This window comes from Bacteroides sp. LFL-34 (assembly GCF_027257075.1).
In the GTDB taxonomy this organism is placed as follows: domain Bacteria; phylum Bacteroidota; class Bacteroidia; order Bacteroidales; family Bacteroidaceae; genus Bacteroides; species Bacteroides ovatus.
This window is the reverse complement of the sequence record NZ_JAPQKZ010000063.1, coordinates 1-22,748: the sequence shown is the minus strand read 5'-3', so window position 1 is coordinate 22,748 and position 22,748 is coordinate 1. Positions and strand designations below refer to the sequence as shown.

General features: G+C 49.5%; 29 protein-coding genes, 1 tRNA gene and 1 pseudogene. 11 read left to right on the top strand and 20 right to left on the bottom strand.

From position 1 onward, the window contains the following. Positions 1-173 precede the first annotated feature (173 nt). On the bottom strand, positions 174-2,291 hold the full coding sequence (locus tag N5O98_RS24655; RefSeq protein ID WP_182423474.1) for a BT4734/BF3469 family protein: 2,118 nt from the start codon (positions 2,289-2,291) through the stop codon (positions 174-176). Between the two features lie 87 nt (positions 2,292-2,378). Beyond that, the gene (locus N5O98_RS24650; protein ID WP_004302304.1) at positions 2,379-2,609 is read right to left on the bottom strand and encodes a DUF4248 domain-containing protein; all 231 of its coding nucleotides are present in this window, start codon (positions 2,607-2,609) and stop codon (positions 2,379-2,381) included. A 193-nt stretch (positions 2,610-2,802) separates the two neighbouring features. Between N5O98_RS24650 and N5O98_RS24645 the strand changes: the two genes are divergently transcribed. Genes N5O98_RS24645 through N5O98_RS24635 form a run of 3 tightly spaced genes read left to right on the top strand, consistent with a single transcriptional unit; the run spans position 2,803 to position 3,924 of the window. Further along, positions 2,803-3,306 carry an HU family DNA-binding protein gene (locus N5O98_RS24645; protein ID WP_118161537.1) on the top strand — a complete coding sequence of 168 codons (504 nt, stop codon included), beginning with the start codon at positions 2,803-2,805 and terminating at the stop codon, positions 3,304-3,306. Further along, entirely contained in the window at positions 3,303-3,494 is a 192-nt protein-coding gene (locus N5O98_RS24640) for a hypothetical protein (RefSeq protein WP_004302306.1), read from the top strand. The genes N5O98_RS24645 and N5O98_RS24640 overlap by 4 nt, the downstream gene beginning before the upstream one ends. Beyond that, the gene (locus N5O98_RS24635; RefSeq protein ID WP_004302307.1) at positions 3,481-3,924 is read left to right on the top strand and encodes an N-acetylmuramoyl-L-alanine amidase; all 444 of its coding nucleotides are present in this window, start codon (positions 3,481-3,483) and stop codon (positions 3,922-3,924) included. The genes N5O98_RS24640 and N5O98_RS24635 overlap by 14 nt, the downstream gene beginning before the upstream one ends. A gap of 27 nt (positions 3,925-3,951) precedes the next feature. On the opposite strand, the gene pflA is transcribed toward N5O98_RS24635, so the two are convergent. After that, the gene (gene pflA / locus N5O98_RS24630; protein WP_004308786.1) at positions 3,952-4,680 is read right to left on the bottom strand and encodes a pyruvate formate-lyase-activating protein; all 729 of its coding nucleotides are present in this window, start codon (positions 4,678-4,680) and stop codon (positions 3,952-3,954) included. A 15-nt stretch (positions 4,681-4,695) separates the two neighbouring features. Then, the gene (pflB, locus tag N5O98_RS24625; protein ID WP_004302311.1) at positions 4,696-6,924 is read right to left on the bottom strand and encodes a formate C-acetyltransferase; all 2,229 of its coding nucleotides are present in this window, start codon (positions 6,922-6,924) and stop codon (positions 4,696-4,698) included. Positions 6,925-7,164: 240 nt separating this feature from the next. Between pflB and N5O98_RS24620 the strand changes: the two genes are divergently transcribed. From N5O98_RS24620 to N5O98_RS24585, 8 genes are all read left to right on the top strand, one after another. Next, positions 7,165-7,249 (top strand) — tRNA-Ser (locus N5O98_RS24620). A 273-nt stretch (positions 7,250-7,522) separates the two neighbouring features. Further along, on the top strand, positions 7,523-8,752 hold the full coding sequence (locus N5O98_RS24615) for a site-specific integrase (protein WP_008648492.1): 1,230 nt from the start codon (positions 7,523-7,525) through the stop codon (positions 8,750-8,752). Positions 8,753-8,836: 84 nt separating this feature from the next. After that, complete coding sequence (locus N5O98_RS24610; protein ID WP_117600400.1) at positions 8,837-9,367, top strand: ORF6N domain-containing protein; 531 nt, start codon at positions 8,837-8,839, stop codon at positions 9,365-9,367. A gap of 143 nt (positions 9,368-9,510) precedes the next feature. Continuing rightward, complete coding sequence (locus N5O98_RS24605; protein ID WP_081443384.1) at positions 9,511-9,711, top strand: hypothetical protein; 201 nt, start codon at positions 9,511-9,513, stop codon at positions 9,709-9,711. A gap of 290 nt (positions 9,712-10,001) precedes the next feature. Then, positions 10,002-10,535 (top strand): antirestriction protein ArdA, encoded by a 534-nt coding sequence (locus tag N5O98_RS24600; protein WP_004329650.1) that lies wholly within the window; start codon positions 10,002-10,004, stop codon positions 10,533-10,535. Between the two features lie 77 nt (positions 10,536-10,612). Further along, a complete protein-coding gene (locus N5O98_RS24595; protein ID WP_005924228.1) occupies positions 10,613-10,834 on the top strand; it encodes a DUF3873 domain-containing protein in 222 nt (73 codons plus the stop codon). 11 nt (positions 10,835-10,845) lie between these two features. Then, the gene (locus tag N5O98_RS24590) at positions 10,846-11,328 is read left to right on the top strand and encodes a DUF7258 domain-containing protein (protein WP_117600399.1); all 483 of its coding nucleotides are present in this window, start codon (positions 10,846-10,848) and stop codon (positions 11,326-11,328) included. Next, positions 11,325-11,546: a hypothetical protein gene (locus N5O98_RS24585; RefSeq protein ID WP_202191829.1), complete on the top strand. Its 222-nt coding sequence runs from the start codon at positions 11,325-11,327 to the stop codon at positions 11,544-11,546. The genes N5O98_RS24590 and N5O98_RS24585 overlap by 4 nt, the downstream gene beginning before the upstream one ends. On the opposite strand, the gene N5O98_RS24580 is transcribed toward N5O98_RS24585, so the two are convergent. From N5O98_RS24580 to N5O98_RS24505, 16 genes and pseudogenes are all read right to left on the bottom strand, one after another. After that, positions 11,531-11,851, bottom strand: coding sequence for a hypothetical protein (locus tag N5O98_RS24580; RefSeq protein ID WP_004308767.1), 321 nt, complete (start codon positions 11,849-11,851; stop codon positions 11,531-11,533). The genes N5O98_RS24585 and N5O98_RS24580 overlap by 16 nt on opposite strands. Positions 11,852-11,863: 12 nt before the next feature. Next, positions 11,864-12,322: a DUF3872 domain-containing protein gene (locus N5O98_RS24575; protein ID WP_004329653.1), complete on the bottom strand. Its 459-nt coding sequence runs from the start codon at positions 12,320-12,322 to the stop codon at positions 11,864-11,866. 13 nt (positions 12,323-12,335) lie between these two features. Beyond that, positions 12,336-12,917 carry a conjugal transfer protein TraO gene (locus N5O98_RS24570; protein ID WP_117600398.1) on the bottom strand — a complete coding sequence of 194 codons (582 nt, stop codon included), beginning with the start codon at positions 12,915-12,917 and terminating at the stop codon, positions 12,336-12,338. A gap of 3 nt (positions 12,918-12,920) precedes the next feature. Next, complete coding sequence (gene traN, locus N5O98_RS24565; RefSeq protein ID WP_117600397.1) at positions 12,921-13,856, bottom strand: conjugative transposon protein TraN; 936 nt, start codon at positions 13,854-13,856, stop codon at positions 12,921-12,923. Positions 13,857-13,889: 33 nt separating this feature from the next. Beyond that, positions 13,890-15,221, bottom strand: a complete 1,332-nt coding sequence (gene traM / locus N5O98_RS24560) for a conjugative transposon protein TraM (RefSeq protein ID WP_117600396.1) — start codon at positions 15,219-15,221, stop codon at positions 13,890-13,892. Then, on the bottom strand, positions 15,199-15,495 hold the full coding sequence (locus tag N5O98_RS24555; RefSeq protein ID WP_005924209.1) for a TraL conjugative transposon family protein: 297 nt from the start codon (positions 15,493-15,495) through the stop codon (positions 15,199-15,201). Before N5O98_RS24555 ends, traM begins: the two co-directional genes overlap by 23 nt. 4 nt (positions 15,496-15,499) lie before the next feature. Then, the gene (gene traK, locus N5O98_RS24550; RefSeq protein WP_004308760.1) at positions 15,500-16,123 is read right to left on the bottom strand and encodes a conjugative transposon protein TraK; all 624 of its coding nucleotides are present in this window, start codon (positions 16,121-16,123) and stop codon (positions 15,500-15,502) included. Positions 16,124-16,143: 20 nt separating this feature from the next. Continuing rightward, positions 16,144-17,139: a conjugative transposon protein TraJ gene (gene traJ, locus N5O98_RS24545; protein WP_005924207.1), complete on the bottom strand. Its 996-nt coding sequence runs from the start codon at positions 17,137-17,139 to the stop codon at positions 16,144-16,146. A gap of 19 nt (positions 17,140-17,158) precedes the next feature. After that, entirely contained in the window at positions 17,159-17,785 is a 627-nt protein-coding gene (locus tag N5O98_RS24540) for a DUF4141 domain-containing protein (RefSeq protein WP_269496127.1), read from the bottom strand. Continuing rightward, positions 17,785-18,135: a DUF3876 domain-containing protein gene (locus N5O98_RS24535; protein WP_004326111.1), complete on the bottom strand. Its 351-nt coding sequence runs from the start codon at positions 18,133-18,135 to the stop codon at positions 17,785-17,787. Before N5O98_RS24535 ends, N5O98_RS24540 begins: the two co-directional genes overlap by 1 nt. 11 nt (positions 18,136-18,146) lie before the next feature. After that, the gene (locus N5O98_RS24530) at positions 18,147-20,660 is read right to left on the bottom strand and encodes a TraG family conjugative transposon ATPase (RefSeq protein ID WP_117600395.1); all 2,514 of its coding nucleotides are present in this window, start codon (positions 20,658-20,660) and stop codon (positions 18,147-18,149) included. After that, the gene (locus tag N5O98_RS24525) at positions 20,657-20,992 is read right to left on the bottom strand and encodes a DUF4133 domain-containing protein (RefSeq protein WP_007845738.1); all 336 of its coding nucleotides are present in this window, start codon (positions 20,990-20,992) and stop codon (positions 20,657-20,659) included. The genes N5O98_RS24530 and N5O98_RS24525 overlap by 4 nt, the downstream gene beginning before the upstream one ends. 10 nt (positions 20,993-21,002) lie before the next feature. Next, positions 21,003-21,299, bottom strand: a complete 297-nt coding sequence (locus tag N5O98_RS24520) for a DUF4134 domain-containing protein (protein WP_004308755.1) — start codon at positions 21,297-21,299, stop codon at positions 21,003-21,005. A 169-nt stretch (positions 21,300-21,468) separates the two neighbouring features. Then, positions 21,469-22,131: a hypothetical protein gene (locus tag N5O98_RS24515; RefSeq protein WP_117600394.1), complete on the bottom strand. Its 663-nt coding sequence runs from the start codon at positions 22,129-22,131 to the stop codon at positions 21,469-21,471. 2 nt (positions 22,132-22,133) lie between these two features. Beyond that, complete coding sequence (locus N5O98_RS24510) at positions 22,134-22,562, bottom strand: DUF3408 domain-containing protein (RefSeq protein WP_117600393.1); 429 nt, start codon at positions 22,560-22,562, stop codon at positions 22,134-22,136. A gap of 1 nt (position 22,563) precedes the next feature. Next, positions 22,564-22,748: pseudogene (locus N5O98_RS24505) on the bottom strand (ParA family protein); the annotation flags it as partial.

Genomic DNA, 22,748 nt, shown 5'->3' with positions numbered 1-22,748 from the left:
TTTTTTTGAGGAAGAAAAAGGAAAAAGGTGAGGGTAGGTGAGGGTAAATTTCTAACATTCGTATTTTTTTTTTAGAAGAAAATAGAAGAATAGAAATAAGAAATATAAAAATGAAAAGTTGCAAAAGTACCCTCACCAACCCTCACCTTTTTGCGTGCGAAGGAGATGAAATCTTATTCATATAGCCTGTTTGATTTCACCTGTTCCGTATCAATAATGAATACAGTGTATCTTCTCCCGTTTTTTCCCTTATGAAATTCGAAGCCGTGTTTGGACATCACTTTTCCTAGTTGGGCTTTGGTTCCGTGAGAATATTGATACCCCGTCCGTTCGCGAATCAATTCCGCAATTTCAGTGACCGTCAGATAATGCACCTTTTCGAAACGTTCCGGTTTGCGGATATGTGTCAACACCAGTTCTTCTTCCGGTGAGTGGAAAATGAAATCCTCGTTGTTCTCTTCAATCCGTGAGTTTTCCGATTGGGTGAACCAATACTGATACCCCGGCTTGTTGAGCAGATACTTGATTTGTGCATACAACTGCGCGTAGTTTATTTTGATAAACTCCATCGAGTTGACATGAAAGCAGAGAAAACGGCGGTTACCTGTGGTGTCGTGAAGCACTTCCTGGTAATTGCATGTGCCGGCAAAAGAAGCCGTATGAGGAAAGTTCTGCGAACGCCGCGCGTATGGCAGGCGGATGCTGATTACTTTGCGGGTAACCAAATCCTTGAAGATATTCAGTTCCCGTCCGCTCATCCCTTCAAATTCATCCAGATTGATAAGCATTGCCTGCGCTATTTTGGCTAGATCATCCTTGTTGCTCGGGTTGATAAGACCGGTAGAAAGATAGGCGCGCAATTCGGGCGGCAGTAGGTTGTTGATAAACGTAGTCTTTCCGATGTTCTGTATTTCGCTGCAAAGCAACAAAACAGTGTGGTTCACCACATCATCTTGTGTGGCGGCAGCGCACATTCCCACCAGATAACGTTCCAGACATTCTACCCAAAATTTCTGGTGACTAGTATGCACGCTGTTGGCAAGGATACCGATATAATCCGTTCCGTCCCATTCAGGCAGCGAGTCTAAATACTCGCGAATAGGATGGTAGGTGATGCTGAAGTCGGAGTAGATCAGATTCTGAATCGTCTTGACGGTGCACGAATAGCCCAGTTCGTTCATCTCCATCCAAATGCTGTTTTCCATCATTTCGTCGAGAATATGGAAAGGTTCCGGTTGCTCCGTGTCCGTTTTCCTTCTGCGATATTCCATGATATGAAGCACTTCGTTGTAGCGTGTATCGTAATTTTCTTTGATATGTTGCTCAATCTGTAACATTCGCTTCTGCGTACTATTCAGCTTGCGGGTGTCGAATTCCTCGTTGTGTCCGTAAGCACTCCCGATCAGTGCGTCCATTTCATCCGCGGGAAGATCGGTGAACTGGCTCTTGATAAAAGCTGCCGCCTCTTCCTGGGGGACGCCGTAGCGATTGTACATACAAGCCAAGCAATGCAGGTAGTTGTTCCGGTTGCCGGTGACGTACTTTTCGGATTTATTGTGATAATAGTTCAGAGTCACCATTAAGGAAGCGTGCGAGGAATGGTAGTTGAGGGCCACTTGTTCGGTGAGGGGATTGTTGTCTGGTGCTGTCGTCTTTTTCTTTTTGCCGGATGCCCTTTTCTTCTTTTGAGACTTGAAGAACATCGGTGGCTGTTCCACGATGACAGCTGTGGCATCGGGATTGAAATAAATATCCGGATCGTAAGAGAACAGGCAAGTGCGGCTAACATCCTGCCCGGAAGTGTCGACCTCAACTCCGCAGAGCTGGGCATAAAAGGAAGCGATTTTGTGATAAGCAGCATGATGGAAATCTTCAATTTCCTGAATTGTTTCGGGCAATGTCCCGTCTGTCCGGCATACACGTACCACGATTTTCAGTCCCATTCCTTGGGGGCTGATGAAAGCGATGCGGGTGTGGGCACACTTTTTTGCCAGTGCGAGGATGCGTGCCAATGCTTCCTGTGTCTGATGGTCGATGTCTACCACGATGTATCCCAGATACTTGACGAGAGTTGCGTTTGAACGTCCTCCCCGGTAGTTGGCTGAAAAGGTGATTTCCGGTAGTTCTATTTTCTTTTCGTTGGCTGCTTTCTCGCCTTGTTCCGCGAAGATTCGGCGCACGTCCTCCACCGTTTCCCGGTATGTGCCGTTGCTGATGGCCGATACGATTTCTTCTTCTGTCATTTCGGCTATAACGCGGTAAAAGTCTTGAAAGATGGTAAAATGATCCATGTTGGTTTGTTCTTTTTAATTTGCGGTTGCAAAGAAATTTGTTTGTAAAATAATAGAATGGAACTTTTCGTTTTTTTGATTAAGTTCTTAGGGTTCTCCCAAATAGCGTATGATCGTTGCCACCTGCCGGGGAGAGAGAAGGCGGTTGCGGGCACGATAGCCTTCTTGTTCGAGTTCTTGCAGGAGCGGAAGGTTGTAGACAATCCAACGACGTAGTATTTGTAAGGCTACTTTGAGGCATACGTTGGGGTTGTAAAGATGAGCTAGTTCCGACTTTTTATAAGTGCGGATAAGAAATGGCTGGTCCGGATAATACATGATGAATGATGTTTGGTTTATGCTATAAAGTTACTGAAAATTAATGGTTTATTAAAAGAATAACGTCATTATTATTCATAGAGTATCAGGAAACTTCGTTGGGGAATCCGGAGGATGGAAAATGTGTTATCTTTATGTCGTTAACAAATAAGGAACGCGTTCGAAATGTGTGAAATCTTAAAATTATTTTATTATGGCAATGACAGTAACTTATTCAGTAGTGCCGCGCAAGAATCCTGCCAAAAAGGATGAGTCGGCAAAGTATTACGCGCAGGCACAGGCTTCGGGAGAGTTGGATTTTGAAGAGTTGTGCGAAGGAATCACCAGTCGGTCTACCTGTACGGAGACAGATGTGCGTGCCGCCATTTCGGGTATTCTTTATGAGGCGAAGCGTGCGTTGAAAGCGGGAAGAATAGTCCGGTTGGGTGATTTGGGCAGTTTGCAGATCGGGTTGAACAGTGAAGGAGCTGTGTCGGTCAAGGAGTTTTCAAGTTCGCTGATTACGGCTGCCCATATTATTTTCCGTCCCGGAAAGACGTTGGCGGACATCACGAAGATTCTTAGCTACCAACAAGTAACGACGCGTGCGGTGACCCAAACGGGCGGTAGCGGCAATGAAGGAGAAGACGATGACAAAGGTTCCGGTGGTGGTTCAGACGGTGGTGGAAGCGGAGAAGCTCCGGATCCGGCAGCATGATAACTTTAATATTAGATCAAATGAAAGAAATTGTAACTAAGATTTTGGATGTAATCATGTTCCTTGTGCCTTTCTTCGGAAAAAGAAAGCGGAACAGAATTGTGAGAGAGGTGCGCTTCAATGCTACCCATAAGGAAGTGTGTAATGTGAAAACGACGGAAAGGGAGAAGGACGATGAGAAAGATTAGTCTGATTGTGATTCACTGCTCTGCTACCCGTGTCGATCGCGACTTCACGGCGAAGGATGTGGACACTGCCCATCGCTTTCGGGGCTTTTCGTGTTGGGGGTATCATTATTATATCCGCAAGTCGGGACAGATAGAACCGATGAGGGATGAAGATACGGTGGGTGCTCATGCACGCGGTTTTAATGCGATTAGTTTAGGGGTGTGCTATGAAGGCGGGCTGGATGAGAACGGAAAGGCAGCAGATACGCGTACTTCCCGCCAGAAAGAGGCGATGCATCGCCTGGTAAACGAGTTGTTGCAGCGTTATTCGGAGGCAAAGGTGGTCGGTCATCGGGACTTGAGTCCTGACACCAATTATAATGGAATTGTTGACCCTTGGGAGCGGATCAAAGAGTGTCCCTGTTTCGAGGTGAAAGCAGAGACATGGTGATTTTTATCCTATTTATTACTGTGGTGGTTAATTGACCACCACAGTAGTGAAATACTCTTTAAATACCTCCGCAGCTTTTTCAAGTTGTTCGGGGGTATTTTCTTTTACGTCTTTCAGCTTGTATTCCTGCTCCATCGCTTCATACTTATGTACGCCTAATGTATGATAAGGCAGGATTTCCACTCGTTGCACCATCTTATATTTTCCCAGAGCTTCTCCTAAACGGCGGATGTCTTCCTCGAAATCGCTGTATCCGGGCACTAATACATAACGCAGCCAGAAAGGTTTCTCGTTTTCTTCCAGCCATGCTGCCGTGCGGATGGTTTGCTCGTTACTTCTTCCGGTCAGTGCTTGATGGCGTGCCGGATTGAACTCTTTAATATCCAGCAATACAAGATCCGTCAGTTTGAAAAGTTCTTCAACTTCTTCGTTCCAGATACCGCCGTTGCTGTCTATGCATACATGTATTCCCTTTTCTTTCAGTTCACGCACTAAAGGGACTAGTGCTTTGGCCTGAAACGTAGGTTCTCCTCCGGAGAAAGTGACTCCTCCGCGTTTCCCGAAAAAAGGACGTTGGCTCATAGCCATGCGGACGATTTCTTCCGGTGGGGTAGGTGTGCCTCCTTTTCCGGCTATCGTGTCGGGGTTGGCACAATACAGGCAGCGGAAATTGCATCCTTGAAGAAAAACGACGAGCCGTAAGCCCGGCCCGTCGAATGTTCCCATACTTTCGTATGAATGTACGTTTATCGTCATATTGAGTAGATCTGATTACATACGTTCGTGGAAGCTACGGCTGATTACTTCCAATTGATGTTCGCGGCTCAACTTCACGAAGTTTACGGCATAACCGGAAACACGGATGGTGAGTTGCGGATATTTTTCCGGATGTTCCATGGCATCGTAAAGCATTTCACGGTTCAGTACGTTCACGTTCAGGTGGTGAGCGCCTTTGGTGAAATAGCCATCCATCATTGTCACCAGATTTTCTACGCGATCCTCTTCAGTAGCTCCCAGTGATTTGGGGACGATGGAGAAAGTGTTGCTGATACCGTCCTGTGAGTCGCGGTAACGTAATTTCGCTACGGAACTCAAAGAGGCGATGGCACCGTTCTTGTCACGTCCGTGCATAGGGTTGGCTCCCGGAGCAAAAGCGACACCTTTGGCGCGTCCGTCGGGAGTAGCACCTGTCTTCTTGCCATACATCACGTTGGAAGTGATGGTGAGCAAAGATAAAGTAGGACGGGCATTTTTGTAAACCGGAAGTTTCTTCAATTCTTCGCTGAAGAAATAGACCAGGTCAACACCCAGGTGGTCTACCTTGTCGTTGTCATTACCGAAGCAAGGGAATTCGCCTTGAATATCGAAACCTTCTGTCAGACCGATGTCATTGCGGCGTGCGGTCACTTTGGCATATTTGATGGCCGACAGTGAATCGAGGGCGATAGAAAGTCCGGCTACACCATAAGCAAGGTTGATGCGTGGGTTGGTATCTACAAGAGCCATTTGGGCTTTTTCGTAGTAATACTTATCATGCATATAATGGATGATGTTCATCGCTTCGTTGTAAACACGGGCGATTTCCGTCAATACCTTCTTGTAGTTGCTCATTACTTCTTCGAAGTTCAGTGTGTCGCTGGTTAGTACGGGGATATTTTTCACCATTACCGTACCGGTGTTTTCGCAACGTCCACCGTTGATGGCAAGCAACAGGGCTTTTGCCAGGTTGCAACGTGCGCCGAAGAATTGGATTTGTTTTCCGATTTCCTGATAAGATACGCAGCATGCGATTCCGTAATCGTCAGACTGGCGCACTTCACGCATCAGGTCGTCGTTTTCATATTGGATGGAAGAAGTGTCGATAGATACTTTTGCGCAGAATTCTTTGAATCCTTCCGGCAGTTCCGGGCTCCACAATACAGTCAGGTTCGGTTCCGGTGAAGGGCCGAGGTTGTAGAGTGTTTGCAGGAAGCGGAAAGAAGTCTTTGTCACCTTCGTGCGTCCGTCGTTGAGGCGTCCACCCAGGGATTCGGTTACCCATGTCGGGTCGCCGGCAAAGATGTCGTTGTAAGATTGCATACGCAGGTGACGCACCATACGCAGTTTGATGACAAACTGGTCGATCAGCTCCTGTGCGAAAGATTCTGTGATGGTTCCTTTGCTCAATTCATATTCCATATAAATGTCGAGGAACGAAGAGACGTTACCTAGTGACATAGCAGCACCGTCTTGTTCTTTTACGGCAGCGAGGTAAGCCATGTATACCCATTGTACTGCTTCTTGTGCGGTGTAGGCAGGACGGCTCAAGTCGAGTCCGTAGTATTCGCCCATTACCTTCATGTCCTTCAATGCCTTGATTTGCTCTGCCACTTCTTCGCGCAGGCGGATGCGGGCATCGGTCATCGGACCGGTAAGGTTACGCAAGTCTTCTTTTTTTGCCTCAATCAGTCGGTCGATACCATAGAGAGCCATACGGCGGTAGTCGCCGATGATACGTCCGCGGGCATAGTTGTCAGGAAGTCCGGTGAGGAATCCCAGAGAACGGAACGAACGGATTTCTTCGGTATATACGTCAAATACTCCGTCATTGTGTGTCTTGCGGTAGTGAGTGAATATATCTTTTACACGGTCGTCCACTTCCACGCCGTTTTCGTGGCAGGCTTTGCTCACCACGTTGATACCTCCGAAAGGTTTGATTGCACGTTTCAGAAGTTCGTCTGTTTGCAGACCGACGATCAGTTCGTTTTCTTTGTCGATATATCCGGCTTTATGAGAAGTGATGGTTGAGACGGTGACATTATCCAGTGAGCGTACTCCGTTATTGGCTCTTTCTTCTGCCAGTGCTTCGAGGCAGCGGTTCCATACAGCTTTAGTGCGTTCGGTAGGTCCTTCGAGGAAAGAAGCATCTCCATAATACGGAGTGATGTTGTGGCTAACGAAATCTCTTACGTTGATTTCTGTGCTCCAAAGACCGTCTTTAAAGATCTTATTTAATTCCATAAATGATAAAATTAGAGGTTGTAGTTATCCTTTTCTTTAGAGCGCACAAAGTTACAACGTTTTTTCATATAATCAGCATAAATATGCTCTATTTTATGCTTTTCAACATAAAATACCTAGATATTGCTATTCTTTGGAAATGATGTTCGTGATTTTTTTTGTGAAAACTCTTGCAAGTTTAAAATATCTTCGTACCTTTGCACCGCTTTTAACGAAAAGCACTTCTGATAAAGAAGTTTTGGAGAGGTGGCAGAGTGGTCGATTGCGGCGGTCTTGAAAACCGTTGTACTGCGAGGTACCCGGGGTTCGAATCCCTGTCTCTCCGCTGAACGTGCTGGACAGAAATGGTCAGCAAACGGACAAAAAGCTACAAATCAATGATTTGTGGCTTTTTTTATTGCCCGAAAGTCCTGCTTCCAAGACTTCAAAAGTACGGTAAAAGACAAAGTTTCGTTACTAAATCGTTACCTATTCCCTGCCGGACAAAAACGGTAACGAATTGTCCATAAATGACCTGATAATGACTATATTAGTCCATAGTCTGCATAACTCGAAAACGAGAGGTAAAAACTAATTTTGCAACTAAAAATTTTGAGTTATGAAATCGACATTCAAGGTTCTTTTTTATTTGAAGAAAGGTTCTGAAAAGAAAAACGGCGAGGTTATGATTATGGCACGCATCACCATAGACGGCAAACTTTGCCAGTTCAGTACGAAACAGAGCATCCAGCCCGACAACTGGAGCATTGCTGCGGGCAAAGCCAAAGGCAGGGATGCCGGGAGGATAAACGCCCTTTTGGACGACATACGTTCTTCCCTGAATACCATTTACCACGAAATGCAGCGGCGTGACAATTACGTGACCGCCGAGAAAGTGAAGAACGAGTTTTTAGGTCATAGCGAGAGCCACGAAACAATCCTTTCATTGTTCCAAAAGCACAATGACGATGTGAAGCAGCTTGTGGGCATATCCAAGACGATAGCGACCTACCGCAAGTATGAAGTGACCCGCCGCCACCTCGCTGAATTTATCCAAAGCAAGTACAACGTATCGGACATATCCATAAAGGAGATAAGCCCGATGTTCATTACCGATTTTGAGTTGTATTTGCGTACCGCCTGCAAGTGCGGCTACAACACCACCGCCAAGTTCATGCAGTTCTTCAAGCGTATCATCATCATTGCCCGTAACAACGGCATACTGGTGGGCGACCCGTTCGCCAGCTATAAAATCCGGCTGGAAAAAGTGGACAGGGGTTATCTGACAGAGGACGAGATAAAAATCATCCTTAAAAAGAAAATGGTTTCCGAACGGCTGGAACACGTCAGGGACTTGTTCGTCTTTTCCTGTTTCTGCGGTTTGGCATACAGCGATGTCGCCAACTTGCGGCAGGAGAATATCCAAAAGTCCTTTGACGGCAACCTTTGGATAATCACCAAGCGGCAAAAGACGAATACGGACGTGAATGTTCCCCTGCTGGATATTCCCAAGATGATTTTGAAGAAGTACAAGGGCAAGTTGCCGGACGGGAAGATACTTCCCGTAATCAGCAATCAGAAGCTAAACGCCTACTTGAAAGAGATTGCCGATATATGCGGTATTAAAAAGAACCTGACATTCCACCTTGCCCGGCACACGTTCGCCACGACCACCACGCTGTCAAAGGGCGTACCCATTGAAACGGTGTCCAAGATGCTGGGACACACAAACATAGAAACTACGCAAATTTACGCCCGCATCACCAACAGCAAGATAGGCAGCGATATGCAGGGGCTTGACAAGAAGTTTGTCGGCATCGAGAAGATTTACAAGGAAGTCGCCATGTAATCTTGATTATTGGGAACTGGTCACAATTTGTGACCAGTCCTTACTATTATTCCAACATTGCTAAATTTCCTAAAATATACGATTATGGATTTGCAGATTATCCAAAACAAGATTTTTGAGGTCAGAGGTTGCCGGGTGATGCTCGATTATCATTTGGCAGAACTCTACCAAGTGGAAACACGAGCCTTGAAGCAGGCGGTCAAGCGCAATATCGAGCGTTTTCCAAGTGATTTTATGTTTGTTCTCACCCAAGAGGAAGCTAACTTGCTGTTATCCATAGGGGTATCACAAAATGTGATACCCCCTGATTACAACTTCGGCGTTGCTATGCCTATGGCTTTCACCGAGCAGGGCGTAGCCATGCTTTCTTCGGTTCTCCGCTCCAAAGTAGCCATAGAAGTAAACATTTCAATCATGCGGGCTTTCGTCCTCATGCGCCAAATGGCAATCGGTTACGAGGAACTGTCAAGGCGCATCGAGGAACTGGAGGTAAGCACCGATGCGCAGTTCAACGAACTGTACCAAGCCCTTACCCAGCTTCTAAGCCAGTCGAAACAACAGAAAGAACGCCGTCCGGTAGGTTTCGTTACCTATAACCGTGACAAAAACGAATAGGTAACGATTTCGGTAACGAAATTCCGCCTAACAAACTATATCCCAATGAAGTACATTCTTCCACCTTGCGGGCAGTCCACCGACTACCCGCATTTTTTTATATCCTTTTCCAACTGGCACATTCCCCGAAACGCCAGCCGTGCGTGGCATGGCTGACTGTATTCCGTGAAAAGAGCCGTTGGAAACCCGCACAAGCGTATTGCAAGCAAGCTCACAACACCCTTGCCTTTCCCGCCCGCATGGAGTGTTCCCTAAAAGATGAAAGAGAACAGGCACTTTTCCCCGGTTTCCCTATCTGTAAATCTTCCTCTTACGCAGTCCCCCAGCCGGGACAGTCGTTTTAATCATTTCAATAGGCAAAGGTAGTTACGTGTTCTTCACGATTTTGCAAGGTCGAGCCGTTCCGGTTTGGCGAAAAAATCTTCCCTGCCTTGCGAGGTATTTTTTGCCCAAAACCTTGCAAACTCTAAACACTACCCTTTTACGCCTATGTGAAACGAAAACGACCGACCCGACCGGAAGACGCATAAAAAAAAAGTCGGATTTACGGGAAACAGGAAAAAAGTTCAGTGAAACTTCAACTCCCTCACCTCTCAAATCCGCATAAAATTAAAAACTTAAAAATTACAGCAATATGGAAGCAAAGGTATTATCGGAAGCAAAAGTTTATGTAGGCACTTATGCCAAGTACAACAACGGTTCATTGTCCGGCGCATGGCTCGACCTTTCGGACTATTCGGACAAGGAAGAATTTTATGAAGCCTGCCGGGAACTTCACAAGGACGAGGAAGATGCGGAATACATGTTTCAGGACTGGGAGAACGTACCGGAGGGCTTAATCGACGAAAGCTGGATTTCTGAAAACTTCTTCGCCCTGCGTGATGCGGTGGAGGATTTGAGCGACACCGAGCAGGAAGCCTTTTTCGTGTGGTGCAACTATAAAAGCCATGATTTGGGCGAGGAAGATGCGGACGACCTTGTACGTGATTTCCGGGATGAATATCAAGGGGAATATGACGATGAAGAAGATTTCGCCTATGAAATTGTAGAGGAATGTTACGACCTGCCGGAGTTCGCAAAGACCTATTTCGATTACAAACAGTTTGCCCGTGACCTGTTCATGTGCGATTACTGGTTTGATGACGGCTTTGTGTTCCGGGCGGCATAACAACCAATCCGGGCGGGGTGTCAAAGCCCTGCCTGCTTAAAACAACCAAGTTTATAACCATAAAAAAATAAGACATCATGCAGTCACTTAACAAAAACGGGGTAAGCATCACCCAAACACCGGGAGAAGAAAAGTTCGTGAAATGCCGTTTAGGGGCTTTCAGGGGACAAATTTATTATCAATATGACTACCGCCACACGGACGGCGAACTTTTCAGCACGGTAGCCAAAACGCTGGACGAGTGCCGCCGCAGGCGTGACGAATGGGTAGCGAAGAAGAACGGAGTAATAAACAAGTAAATTTCAGGGACATGAAAACGACAGAAGTAAACAAGGAGCTTATCGGCAGGCGTTGCGAGTGTATTTTTACGGGCTTAATGGTAACGGGCGTTATCGAGGACATCCAAGACGACCAGCATTCCATAGCGGTCAAAGTCCGTTTCGACCACCCGCACCAGTGGGGCGATGATTTGTATAATGATGTGTGGGCGTGGGGGCGCAAAATAGACGAGTTCGGCACGCTGCACCATTTGCAACTGTTGGAGGACAAACCGGACTTTCAGATAATGACGGTAGTTTTCGGCGAGCCAATCAGCCGGATAGACCGCAGTGTTTTTGCAGATGTGGAAACGTGGGGCGTCTGTTCCCTGCAAGGCTGGGTAAACAGCTATGAAAGTGTCCGGTTTGTAGCCATAGACGACCATACGGCAATCATCACGGGCGAATATAACATGGAGCAGGTAAAGGTGTGGTTAGAGAAATACACATCCATAAAGAGCCTTAAAACCAGTTGATAGAGGACGGCGGCAAGCAGCCGCCGTTACTTTCTTCCGTGAGCCTGCCAGCGGGTGAAGAAAGTAACAAAGAAGCCTTTCTTTTCCCTATCATGGAAACAGCCCGCCGATGCTTCCCGGCGGGCTGTCTGCCCGATATTTACGCTTTGCGTATCATTCCATACCCGGTTTCCCAAGAGGATGATAAAAACGGATGTCGCAACTATAAATCCTCATAGTGAATAAATTTTACACCAAGTATGCACACGGTTTCTTCTTCCTCGATGTCATATTTCCATGTCCGTTTATTGACAAGCATTTCCGTTTCGCAATCGAACCATACCATTACGGGCGCATCGTCTTCTTCGTCCGCCCATTTGAAAACCTGATTGGACGGCGTTTTCCATAATTCAGCACTGTCACGTTCGGAAATACAGTCCTTGTCCACAATGATGATGTCACCTACTGCCGGAACTGTATCTGTTTCCAACGTGGTTTCTATGTACCACGAGATGCCTTCTATATCCAATTCTATTTTTACCATGTCGTTTTGTTATTAGGGGGTTATTGTTTCCGTTCCTTCTTCGCTGTTATCATTATTAAATGATAGTGTAAGTTGCTGCATCTGCCCGAAGCTGTCGATGATATAAATGTCAATCGTCTGCTGGTCGGTCGATGCCGAGGTGTAGTAGAGCCTGAACGTTTCTTTCTCCAGCGGGTAGAGGTCATTGGGCAGGAACACCGTGCCGTTATCCATTTCCAGTTTTCCTTTGCCGTCCGGCTGGAAATACCGTATCTGATAGGTAGTCGGCTGGTAATAGCCGCCACGCACCAGTCGGCAGCGTATTTCGGCGGTTTCCCCGACTTTCAGCCTTTTGGGTACTGGCAGTGTTTCGATGCTGAACGGGTACGCCTGCTGAATATCCAAGTTGTCATTACAGGCGGTGACAAGCACGAGGGCGGCCACGATGTAGCAGCCCATGATGATTTTATACATTACATTCTTCATATACATTATTATATAGCGGTCAGTTGATAATGAATTTCAGTCCCAAAGATACCTGCGTGTGGAACTTGCCGATGTCCGAGCCGAACAACGCCCGTTCCCTTGCGTTCAACAGCAGAGCCACCCGGTCGGTCAGGTAGGTTTCCAGTTCCAGCGTCAGCGCACCGCCGTAAATGAAGCAGTCCTTATCCAGCAAGGTAGAGCCGTCCGGCAGCAGCTTTTCGCTTCGGTTGCTTGTTTCGTACCCGACGAGAGCCGACAAGCCCAATGAAAGGAAAAAGGTCTTTCGTCTGTCCGATAGGAATTTCAGGTAATAGCCGCCCTCTGCGGTGAACTGTTCTACGGGTATCTGCATATCCTTGTAGTCATACTTCTTGTGCAGGTATTCGCCGCCAATCACCCAGCGGTTGGCGTTCTTGGTGTAAACGCTGTACGCCGCCCCGATGTGGTAGGCGAAATCACTGCCAGCGTTCCAATGCACCCCGTCCGTCATGCCCGCCGTGACCTGCAAGCCTTTCATGCCCGGCAGGTATCTTTGTGCGTGTGCCTGAAACGAGGTCAGGCACAGCGCAAAGAGCATCATTATAAAGATGTGTCTTTTCATTCCCTATTTGATTTTTAGTTCGTCAATCACTTCTGCGTTCACGATGTCGGCGTTTTCCACCCGTATGGTCTGATGCCGCCCGCCGTTCTTCTCGTAGAGTTCCACGACCAGCAGCTTGTCGTCAGGAATGGTAAACTTCGGCAGGGTGTACACCGTGCGCACGGTCGATTTCCCGGCAATCTCTATCACCTCGTTGTAGCTGCGTACCGCATCCAGTACCGTTTCCTGAATAGCCGTGCGTTTGGGCACTTTTTTATCGATTATCTTAAACCTGATGAAGTCCGTGTCGAAAGGCACGTTGGAACTGTTCTTTGTCTGCGTGTGCACGTAGAGCATCCCGTTATATGTGTAAATCCCCTTGATTAAGAACTGTATGCCGAAACGCTTGCTACCCAAGTGGCGCACTTTCCGGTCATTGTTCTTGTAGATGCTCTGCATTATCAGCTTCACCAGCAGCGGGCTTTCACCCGCCAGTTCCCGGAAATGGATGTTCATTCGGGTATGCGAGAAGTCGGACGTATCTTCATTCTCCAAGAAGTCCTTCATTTCGATGTTGAGCATTTCCGGTTCACGGGCGTACTTGGCGTTGAACGAAAAGAAACTGCCGTCCTCGCAGATAACGGAGAAGTTCGTTTCTCCCGGAAAGCCCTCTGTCGTGGCTTTCACCCTGATTACGTTCTCCGCACCGTCCGCCTTGCCCGCTATGATGTGGTTGCTTCCCAAATCGACATAGCGGACGGCGGCGGGGAAGATGATATGCACCGTCTTGGCAAAGGTCACTTCCACGCCGTAGGGCGTAACCATTTGGCGGTACGGGAGTTTCCGGGTAATACCCCGGTACAAGTCGTTGCCAGCCGCATACTTCACGGTGTCAGCGGTTTGTGCGTTTGCCGCACACACGCCCAGCAAGAGGGCGAACAATCCAAAAATCTGTTTCATTGCTAATTGAAATTTTAACGGTTGATAAAATGGTTATTGTTGTTTGGCATACAGCATGACTTTATAGCCTGCTTTCAGCTTCACTTTCACGGTTCGGAACTTCTTGGCGAGGTAGCCGGACGTTCCTTGCAGCAATCCCCTTGTCACGTCCATAGCCACCTGCTGCCCGGCACTTTGGGCAAAGGAAATGCTTGTACCCAGCCCGCTTCCGATATTCGCCATAGCTTCGTTGAACGCTTCCTGCTCCATAGAGGACGGTACGGAAAGCCCCTTTTGCCCGTCCGTGTCGAACACGGCGAGTTCCACCGGGATGATGTTGCCAGCGTACTCAATCGAGGACACCAGTATGTCGAGCCGTTCGCCCTGCACCTTTGCCGTTCCCGCCACAAGGGTATTCTTCGGCACAACGATATTTCCCGCCTGCATGGGTTCGAGCAGCCGCAGTTTCACCGCCTGCCCGTCCACCAGCGTTTGGTCTTGGTGTATGCAGGCGGCTACCGTGTTCTTTCCCATAGCGTACCCCGTGCCTACCGCCGTGTTGAAGCCGTAGTTTCGTGGCTGGCTGTAAGCCCGGATGAAGTCGGCATCGCTCACGGGCTGCTGCAATCCCGAAACGGTCGTTTCCCGGATAGCCTGCACCGGAATAGCCGGAGTGCCGATACCGCCGCCGTTCTGCCCGGCTGTCGGTATTTGGGCAATCTGCCCCCTTTGTCCGTCCTGCCCGTTCATGTACTTTGCCGCCAGCTCGTAGGACTTTTCCAAGAGTGCCATTTGGTCGTCAGCCGTAGGCGTGGCGTTCTGCTGCTGTTTCAGTCGGTCGGTCAGTTCCGCCACCTGCCGTTTCAATTCCTCTTTTTCCTCGTCCACAGGGGGCGTTTCGTAGAACGTGCTTAACTGGCGGTTGATGTCCCGGTAAGCCGCCCGTGAAGAAGCACCGCCGCCCCTTTGTGGCTTCGGATCTTCTTCCGGCATCAGATTGATTTCCTCTTGTGGTTCTTCCGTATCATCGTCCAGCGTGAAACCGAAGTCCTGCAAGGATTGTATCTTGTCCTGCTGTTTACGGTTTGTCACCGCCTGCTCGTAAGCCTTTTGCTTGTCGGCTATAATCCCGTCCTCTGCGGGCAGGGGTATGTCGGCATTGAAGCCGCCCACGCTTTCCACATTCACGTCCTCTTTGCCGGAGGGTGCGAATATCAGGTACATGCACCCTGCAAAGGCAAGGAACATCAGCGGGAAGACTATCATTTTCCTGCGCTGCTGCACCTGCTGCGGGGTAAGTTCCCGTTTGGGTTTGTCTTCCTTTTTCGGCTTCCCGTCCGCCTGCGGTACGGTCGTGCCGTTCTCATTCTTCTGTACTTCTTCCATATTGCGGTCTGTTTAACGGGTTGATACTTTTGGTTGTGTCATTGCCGTGCAACGGCAGTTGTCTGATGTGTTCTATTTGCAGCCTTTGCCCGTCCCGTTTCCCAATATTGTAGATTGATGAAACGGTGATGTAGATAGACAAGCCGCCGAAAAAGAAGAACATCAGGAGGATAACCGCCAGCCTTTTGCCCGGCGTAATCCGTCCGCACATTCGGCGCAGGCGGTCGTCCGCCCAGTCCCGCACCTTTTCGATGTGGTTTCGTTTTCTTTCCATAAGGCTATCTTTTAATGGTCTGCAAATCCTTGTTCTCGGTAATGGTGAACGCTTCGATGATAAAGCCGTGCGGGTTGTTGTCGCTCCGTGTGGCGTTAAGCAACCGGCACGAGGTGACAAGGCTTCGCACCGTCAGGCTGCTTTCCCGGACAATCAACTGGCGGGCATACGTGTTCACCTTGTAGGGGTACTGGTCGAAGTCGCACTTCACGCTGTCAATCTCCACCGTCTGCGTGACGTTTCCGGAAATCACCCGGTTGTAGTAGCCCTTTTCCGCCAAGTCCTTGTAATAGTTGAAAGCGGTCTTGTCGGCGAGAAACAACGAGCGTTTGATGTTGCTTTCGATAGCCCCCTTTTCGGGTGATAAGGTGAAGAAAAGTTCGTGGAAACGCCGCACGTGCGACTTGGCTTCCACGGGTCTGTTCTGCGCCATGTCCTGCGAGAGTGCCAGCATCAGGCTTTTGCCGTTGTCGAGGACGTATATCTTCTGCCGCTGCTTTTCGGCGAAGCTGTACGAGTTCCACACGGCAAAGCCCGTCACCAGTGCGCACAGGCAGATGAATACCAGCGCAAAGAGCCGGATTTGCCGGAAACTCGTTTCGATGTTCGTTAATGACTTAAATTCCATATCCTATAAATTGATGTTGTTTATTTGAGTAGTTTTCCCGAAACCTTTCCGCCAGCCGCACCGACCGCAGCCCCGGCGATTGAACCAGCCCGTGCCACGTTGCGGTTATAGGCAGACGTACCGCCAGCCGACACTATCCAGCTTGCCACCGTTGGAATGGTGAAGTAGCCCACGATGCCGATAATCATAAAGATTATATACACGGTGCTGCTCCCGTCCGGGATGAAATCCGGGTCTGAAAGCTGCTCGATGTCTTTTTGGAGCATCAGGGTTTGTATGCGTGCCAGCACGCTGCTGAACAAGTCCGACACGGGCAGCCACAGGTAAATGGATATATAGCGTGAAATCCACCGGGTCAGCGTGCTTTGGAAACCGTCATAGACGGAAATCGCAAACGCCAGCGGACCCAGTATGCTTAACACGATTAGGAAGAACGTGCGCAGCGTGTCTATAATCAGCCCCGCCGCCTGAAAGAGCATTTCCAATAACTCCCTGAACCAGTCCCGGACGGACTTCTTTATATTATAAGCCGTCCTGTCCATGTACATGCCCGTCATAGTCACCATGTCGGAGGGCGACCAGCCCAGTTCTTCCAGTTGTCGGTCAAATTCCTCGTCCGATGCGAGGTAAGCCGTTTCGGGGCTTCGCATCAGGGCTTCATATTCCAGTCGGTCTTTCTGCGCCCGGTACTCGTTCATGTCGAAAGTCTGCGTTTCCATAAGCTGGTTGCACCCTTTCACCACTGGCGACAATACCGTGTTGATAGTCCCCAGTACGAAAGTTGGAAAAAACATGATGCACAGCCCCAACGCAAAGGGACGCAGGAGCGGGTACACGTCTATGGGTTCGGCACGTGCGAGCGACTGCCACACTTTGGCGGCTACATAGAACAAAGCTCCCAGCCCGGCTATCCCTTTGGCTACCCCCGTCATGTTGCTGCACAAGGGCATCATTTCATCGTACAGCACCCGCAACACTTGGTGCAGGTTGTCAAAATCCACCGCTGCTAATAACATAGGCATACCGATTTATATGTTACCAGTAGCGTTCATCCGCCGAGCCGTAGAGAGCCAGCATCCGGTCGGTGTCGTTCTTCTTCTTCGCCCGCAGGTAGGACACGGATATGTTCTTTCGGGTGTAGTAGTTCACGAGGTTGCGGTAGTTGAGCAGGCTTTTATAGGCGTTGTTGATTACCGCCAGCCTTTCGGCATCCGTCAGCGACATGCCCGTCACGTTCACTACATTCTTCAAGTCCTGCAACACGTCCGCACTTTCGGAGAGCAGCTTGGCGTACCCGGCTGAAATGGCGGTGAGTTCATCCGGCGTGTAGTTCGGATCTGCCAGCATGTTCTGATAGTTTCGCACGTAGATTTCGGATATTTCCGCCACCAGTTCAATGGACTTCTTCACCTTGATGCCGCCCTTGACAACATCGTGTACCGCTTTGAGTGCATCGTAATAGACTTTTCCCTGCTGGAAAATCTTCTGCGCTTCCATGAAGCCGTCCAGCGTGTTTTTGGCTGTGGTGGAAGTCTGCACTATCTGCTTGGTGGTGTTGATGATGCCCTGCGCCAAGTTGCCGGGGTCTGACACCACCCACTGTGCGGATGCCTTGCCGATGAAGCAAAGGCACACCGCCATAAGGAGAATTGTTCTTTTCATTATCTTTTGTTTTCAGGGTTTGTAACTCGTTTGTATTCGCCGCCGGGCATGAGCGTTATCCGGTCGGTCTTTTTGTCATAGGTGAACTGTATGCGGAAGCCCGTTTCGATGAACAGGCAGCCGTTCCGTTCTGTTACCGGGTAAGCCGTTTCCAGTATTCTGCCCCTGACATTCGCTTTCCGGGTGACGGTGTATCTGCCGCCCGTTTCCGAGAGTGTGAAAGCCGGGTGTCCCCTGACGTGTACCCAATAGCCCTGCATCCTTTCCAGCTCCTTGCTTCCGCTGTCCTCGCAGCCCGCCAGCAGGCAGGCGGACAATAGCGTGTATATCAGATTGTCAATCCATTTCATGTTCCTAATTTTTAAGTTGTTGATGATTGGGGATTTCTTTTGCTTTCTGCAAGCCGCTTGATAGCCAGTTCAAGGTTGCCGCCCAGCTTGTCGGCGAGGGCGAACAGTTCCATTTTCTCGCTTTCCTCGGTCGTGTACGTGTAATATTCTTCCAATGAAACTTCCGTGGCATATACCGCCGATTGTGTGCCGCCCAGCGAGAAGAAAACTTCCTTGTACTTCCGTCCGGGGTGGTTCGCCATGTTGATAGACAATATCTGCGAACGCTCCTTGTCGGTCAGTCCCAAGAGGTTCTGTATGCTGTCGAACTTGTTGAGATATTTTCGCTGGTCTAACAATATTTTGCAGTCCGAGTTATTGATGATACTTTCTTTCACGATAGGGGAAGAAATAATATCCTCTACCTCTTGCGTGACTACAATCGCTTCCCCGAAATACTTTCGGACTGTTTTGTAGAGGTAGCGGATATAGTCCGCCATGTTCGCCGATGCAATCGCTTTCCACGCTTCCTCGATTAGTATTAACTTCCTTATCCCCTTTAACTTGCGCATCTTGTTTATAAAGGCTTCCATGATGATGATAGTCGTTATCGGGAATAAAATCTTGTGGTCTTTGATATTGTCCAATTCAAAGACAATGAAGCGTTTATGCAGCAAATCCAGCTCCTTGTCGGAGTTCAGCAGGTAGTCGTACTCACCGCCACGATAGTACGGTTCAAGCACGTTCAGGAAATTGTCAATGTCAAAATCCTTTTCCCTGACATTCTTCCGTTCAAGCTGTCGGCGGTATTCGTCCCGGACAAACTCGTAGAACGTGTTGAAGCAGGGTGTTACCGACCTGTCGCCCGTGATACGTTCGATATAGGCACTTACCGCATTGGACAACGCCACTTCTTCTGACCGCTTCGGGGCTTCATCGTCCCGCTTCCACAGGGTGAGTATAAGGGTCTTGATACTCTCTTTCTTCTCGATGTCGAATACCCCGTCCTCGACATAGAACGGGTTGAACGCTATCGGGTTCTCGTTGGTGTAGGTGAAATAAATCCCGTCCTCGCCGTGCGTGCGGTTGTGGATAAGCTGGGACAGCCCCAAGTAACTGTTACCCGTATCGACCAGCAGCACGTGCGCGCCCTGCTCGTAATACTGGCGCACCATGTGGTTGGTAAAGAAGGACTTACCCGACCCGCTCGGCCCAAGTATGAACTTGTTTCTGTTGGTCGTGATGCCTTTCTTCATGGGCAAATCCGATATGTCGATGTGCAGCGGGCGACCGCTTACCCTGTCCACCATTTTGATGCCGAACGGCGAAAGCGAACTCTTGTAGTTCGTTTCTTCCACGAACAGGCAGAGAGCCTGCCCCAAGAACGTGTAGAAACTTTCCTCTGCGGGGAAGTCGGCTTCGTTGCCGGGTATGCCCGCCCAAAAGAGCGTGGGCGTGTCGGTGGTGTTGTGGCGTGGCTTGCACTCCATTAGCGCAAGCTGGCTTCCCACATCGTTGCGTATGCGTTTGAGTTCGTCCCTATCGTCACTCCATGCCATGACGTTACAGTGGCAGCGTACCGAAATAAGCCCCTTGCTGTGCGCTTCGTTCAGGTACTCGTCTATCCACTCCTTGTTCACTTGGTTGGCACGGGAGTAACGGGAGAGCGATTGCATGTTCCGGGCGGTCTGCTCGAAGTTCTTCAGGTTTTCAGCGTGGTCGTCTATGAAGATGAACTGGTTATAGACGTGGTTACACGACAACAGCACGCCCACCGGGGCGGCAAAACTTAACCTGCAATCGCTTCTGTCTGTGGACAGCTTCTCAAATCGGCAGTCCGTCCCGACCTTTCCGGGCAAATCTTCCACGTCCGAAAGCGTGTGCAGGCACAGTATATCGTCCCCGACCCGCATTTCTTCCGGGTACAGCCCGATGTCTTTCAGGCAAGTAGTGTCGGTTTGCGAGAGCGAGAAGTATTTCTCGATGATGCCCGCCTTTCCGTCCTGCCCGGTGATTTCCGATGCTGCCAGCCGGGTAAGGGTGACAAAACCGCTGTCGTTCATAATCCTTTCAAACTGCCCGACCGCTTCGATGAACTTTGCCGCCGCTTCCTTGTCGGCTATCTCCTGCAGTACAATCCTTCCCCGGCAAAGGGTGGAGAAGTCGCTCTGTCGGCGGCTTCTCTCCCTTGTCGTTTTCGTCAGGAACAGGTAGCAGTAATGGTTCAGGAACGGGCGTTCATTGAAGTGCCGTTCAAAGGAGCGGCTTAAAAAACTAAGCTCGTCCCTTTCGGTGTCGGGCTGGTAGTTCTCCTTGATGAAGAAGTCCTGCTTGTGTACTATGGAGTAGTCGGGCAGCACCTTGACCGCCTTGTACCACGCCGAATGTATGGCTTCATACTCGGCACTGGTGACGGTGAACAGTTCGGGCAGTTCCACCCTGAAAGCCACCGTTATGTCCGCATCCTTTGAAATGATGCAGCCGTTCTCCACCGCCAAAAGTGGAAATTTCCTCTCCAGCGTGGTAGCCTTTAACATATTCCTCATGTTCTTTCTTCCTTTCTTCTTTTGTAGTTGAACAGCCGGGGTATCGCCTTTCGGCTGATAATGAAGCGTGGGTGTCTTTTGCGTGCGGCAGCTTTCATCAGCCCGTGCGTGCCGTACTTGGCGTTGAGCCGGAACGTCTGCCACACGAGCAGCAGCGAAGCCGACACGATGAAACCGATACATAGCCACTGGTTCACGCCTGCCATGAACAGGACGATGAACACCACGAAGACGGCGAGCAAGCCGCCGCAAAAGATAAAGAGGTACTGGCTTTTCAGCCCCTTGAACTCTACCGGCTTCCCGATACCCCTGTTTACCGGATATTCAGACATTGCCGCCTTTTTAGAGGAAGAACGAACGCAGGATAGTGGCGGCTACAATCAGGAAGATGCACGCCCCGAACCAACTGGCGGCGGTCTTTGAGGTGTCGGGGTCGCCGCTTGAAAATTTGTTATATACTTTTACCCCGCCAATCAAGCCGCAGACCGCCCCGATTGCGTACACCAGTTTTGTTCCGGGGTCGAAATACCCGGTGATTAGATTCGTGGCTTCGGTGATGCCCGCCTGCCCGTTTCCTTGTGCGTAGGCACTTACCACGGCGGCAAGTATAGCCGCCGACAAGAAGATTTTCTTTCTCATTGTGATTTGTTTTTAATGCCGGGCGGCGGGTGGATAGTCCGCCTTTCCCGGCTGGTGAATAATTTGAAATTTTAGTGGTCGGGAGCAGTCCCGTTTGTCTGTTTGTTTTCAGGTTGCCAATCAACCGTAATCCCGTTGTTTCATGCTGTCAGGCTTATACATTATTATATTATAGGAAATCGTTCATGCCGAACGCTTCGTGTTCCTCGCTTGTATCGCCAGTTCCGGCAGGAACAGCAGCCGTAGCCAGTTCCGCTTCGTTGCGTCCCAGCAGTTCCGCCACCTTTGCCAGCCCGCCGTTGATGTTCTCCACCACCGCATCGTAGAGGTTCGTCCCCTCAATGCTTGCCAGTGTCCCGGCGGTTTGCCGTTTCTCCGCTTCGGTGGGGTTGTCGGCGTTCGCCGTGCGTACCGCTTCGCCCAGTTCGTCAAAGCTCACGCCCGTAGCCCGCCCGGTATCATCGTCACCGTCCATGTACCCGGCTATTTCCTCGTCCTCGTAGTCGGGTTCGTCATTCTCGTAACCGGGCGTTTCTTCCGCTTCGGCTGCTGTTTCCGGAATGTTTTCTTCCGGCTGTCCGTCAGCCTGCGGCGCAAAAATAGTATCATTTTCAGCCGCTTGAGGGATGTGTCCCGATTTGTCCTGCGCTGTCCCGATTAGTCCGCCCTTGTATCGGCTTTCACCTATCAGCGTGTAGCCCGAAACCTCGTTTCGTGGGAGTGGCGCATCATCTGTTCTGCCCGGTGATGTCCGGCTGTCCGTGTAGCGATACCACAGCCATAGGGCGATATAGTACACCAAAAGCCCGGTAAGTATGCAATAGATTACCATAGTCAGACAGGCTTTTGGAAGTGGCTTTCGTACAGGGTGTTTATCTCGTCTTGGTACTGCTCGAAGTGGCGCAGCAGAATGTTTTCCACGTAGCTGCTTACCGTCACCTTGCGCCCGCCTATCACTGTCACGATACGCATCAGCTTTTCGTGCGTGGTACGGCTCACGTACAAGGGCTGTCGGTCTGCCAGTTCTACTTTCTGAAAGTAGGTTTCCCGGTAGTCGCCCGTGCCGCCCTTGCGCTTGCGGTTTGTCGTTTTCTCCACCCGCACCGTTTCCGTCTGCTGTTCCTCTTGGGTAACTTGTGATGCAAGATTGGTATGTGGTGCATCATTCGGTTTATTATCTTGTTTACTGGGAACACCCTGCGAGATAAGCTCTTTCATGAAATCCTCGTCTATCTTCGGCATCCCGCCGCTTTGCTTTGCCATATCATTTTAATTTGATGTAGTACACTATTTCGGTTATCAGTTCTTCCAAGTTGCTTCCCCTTACCAGCGGGCGGCTGGCGGGAAAGAGCGTGGAGCGGAACACCGCCTTTTTATCCGCCACCAGTTCCTTTTTGTAGCGTTTGGTATCGGGGATAAAGGTTTTCATCAGCGGCAGTTCCAGTTCCT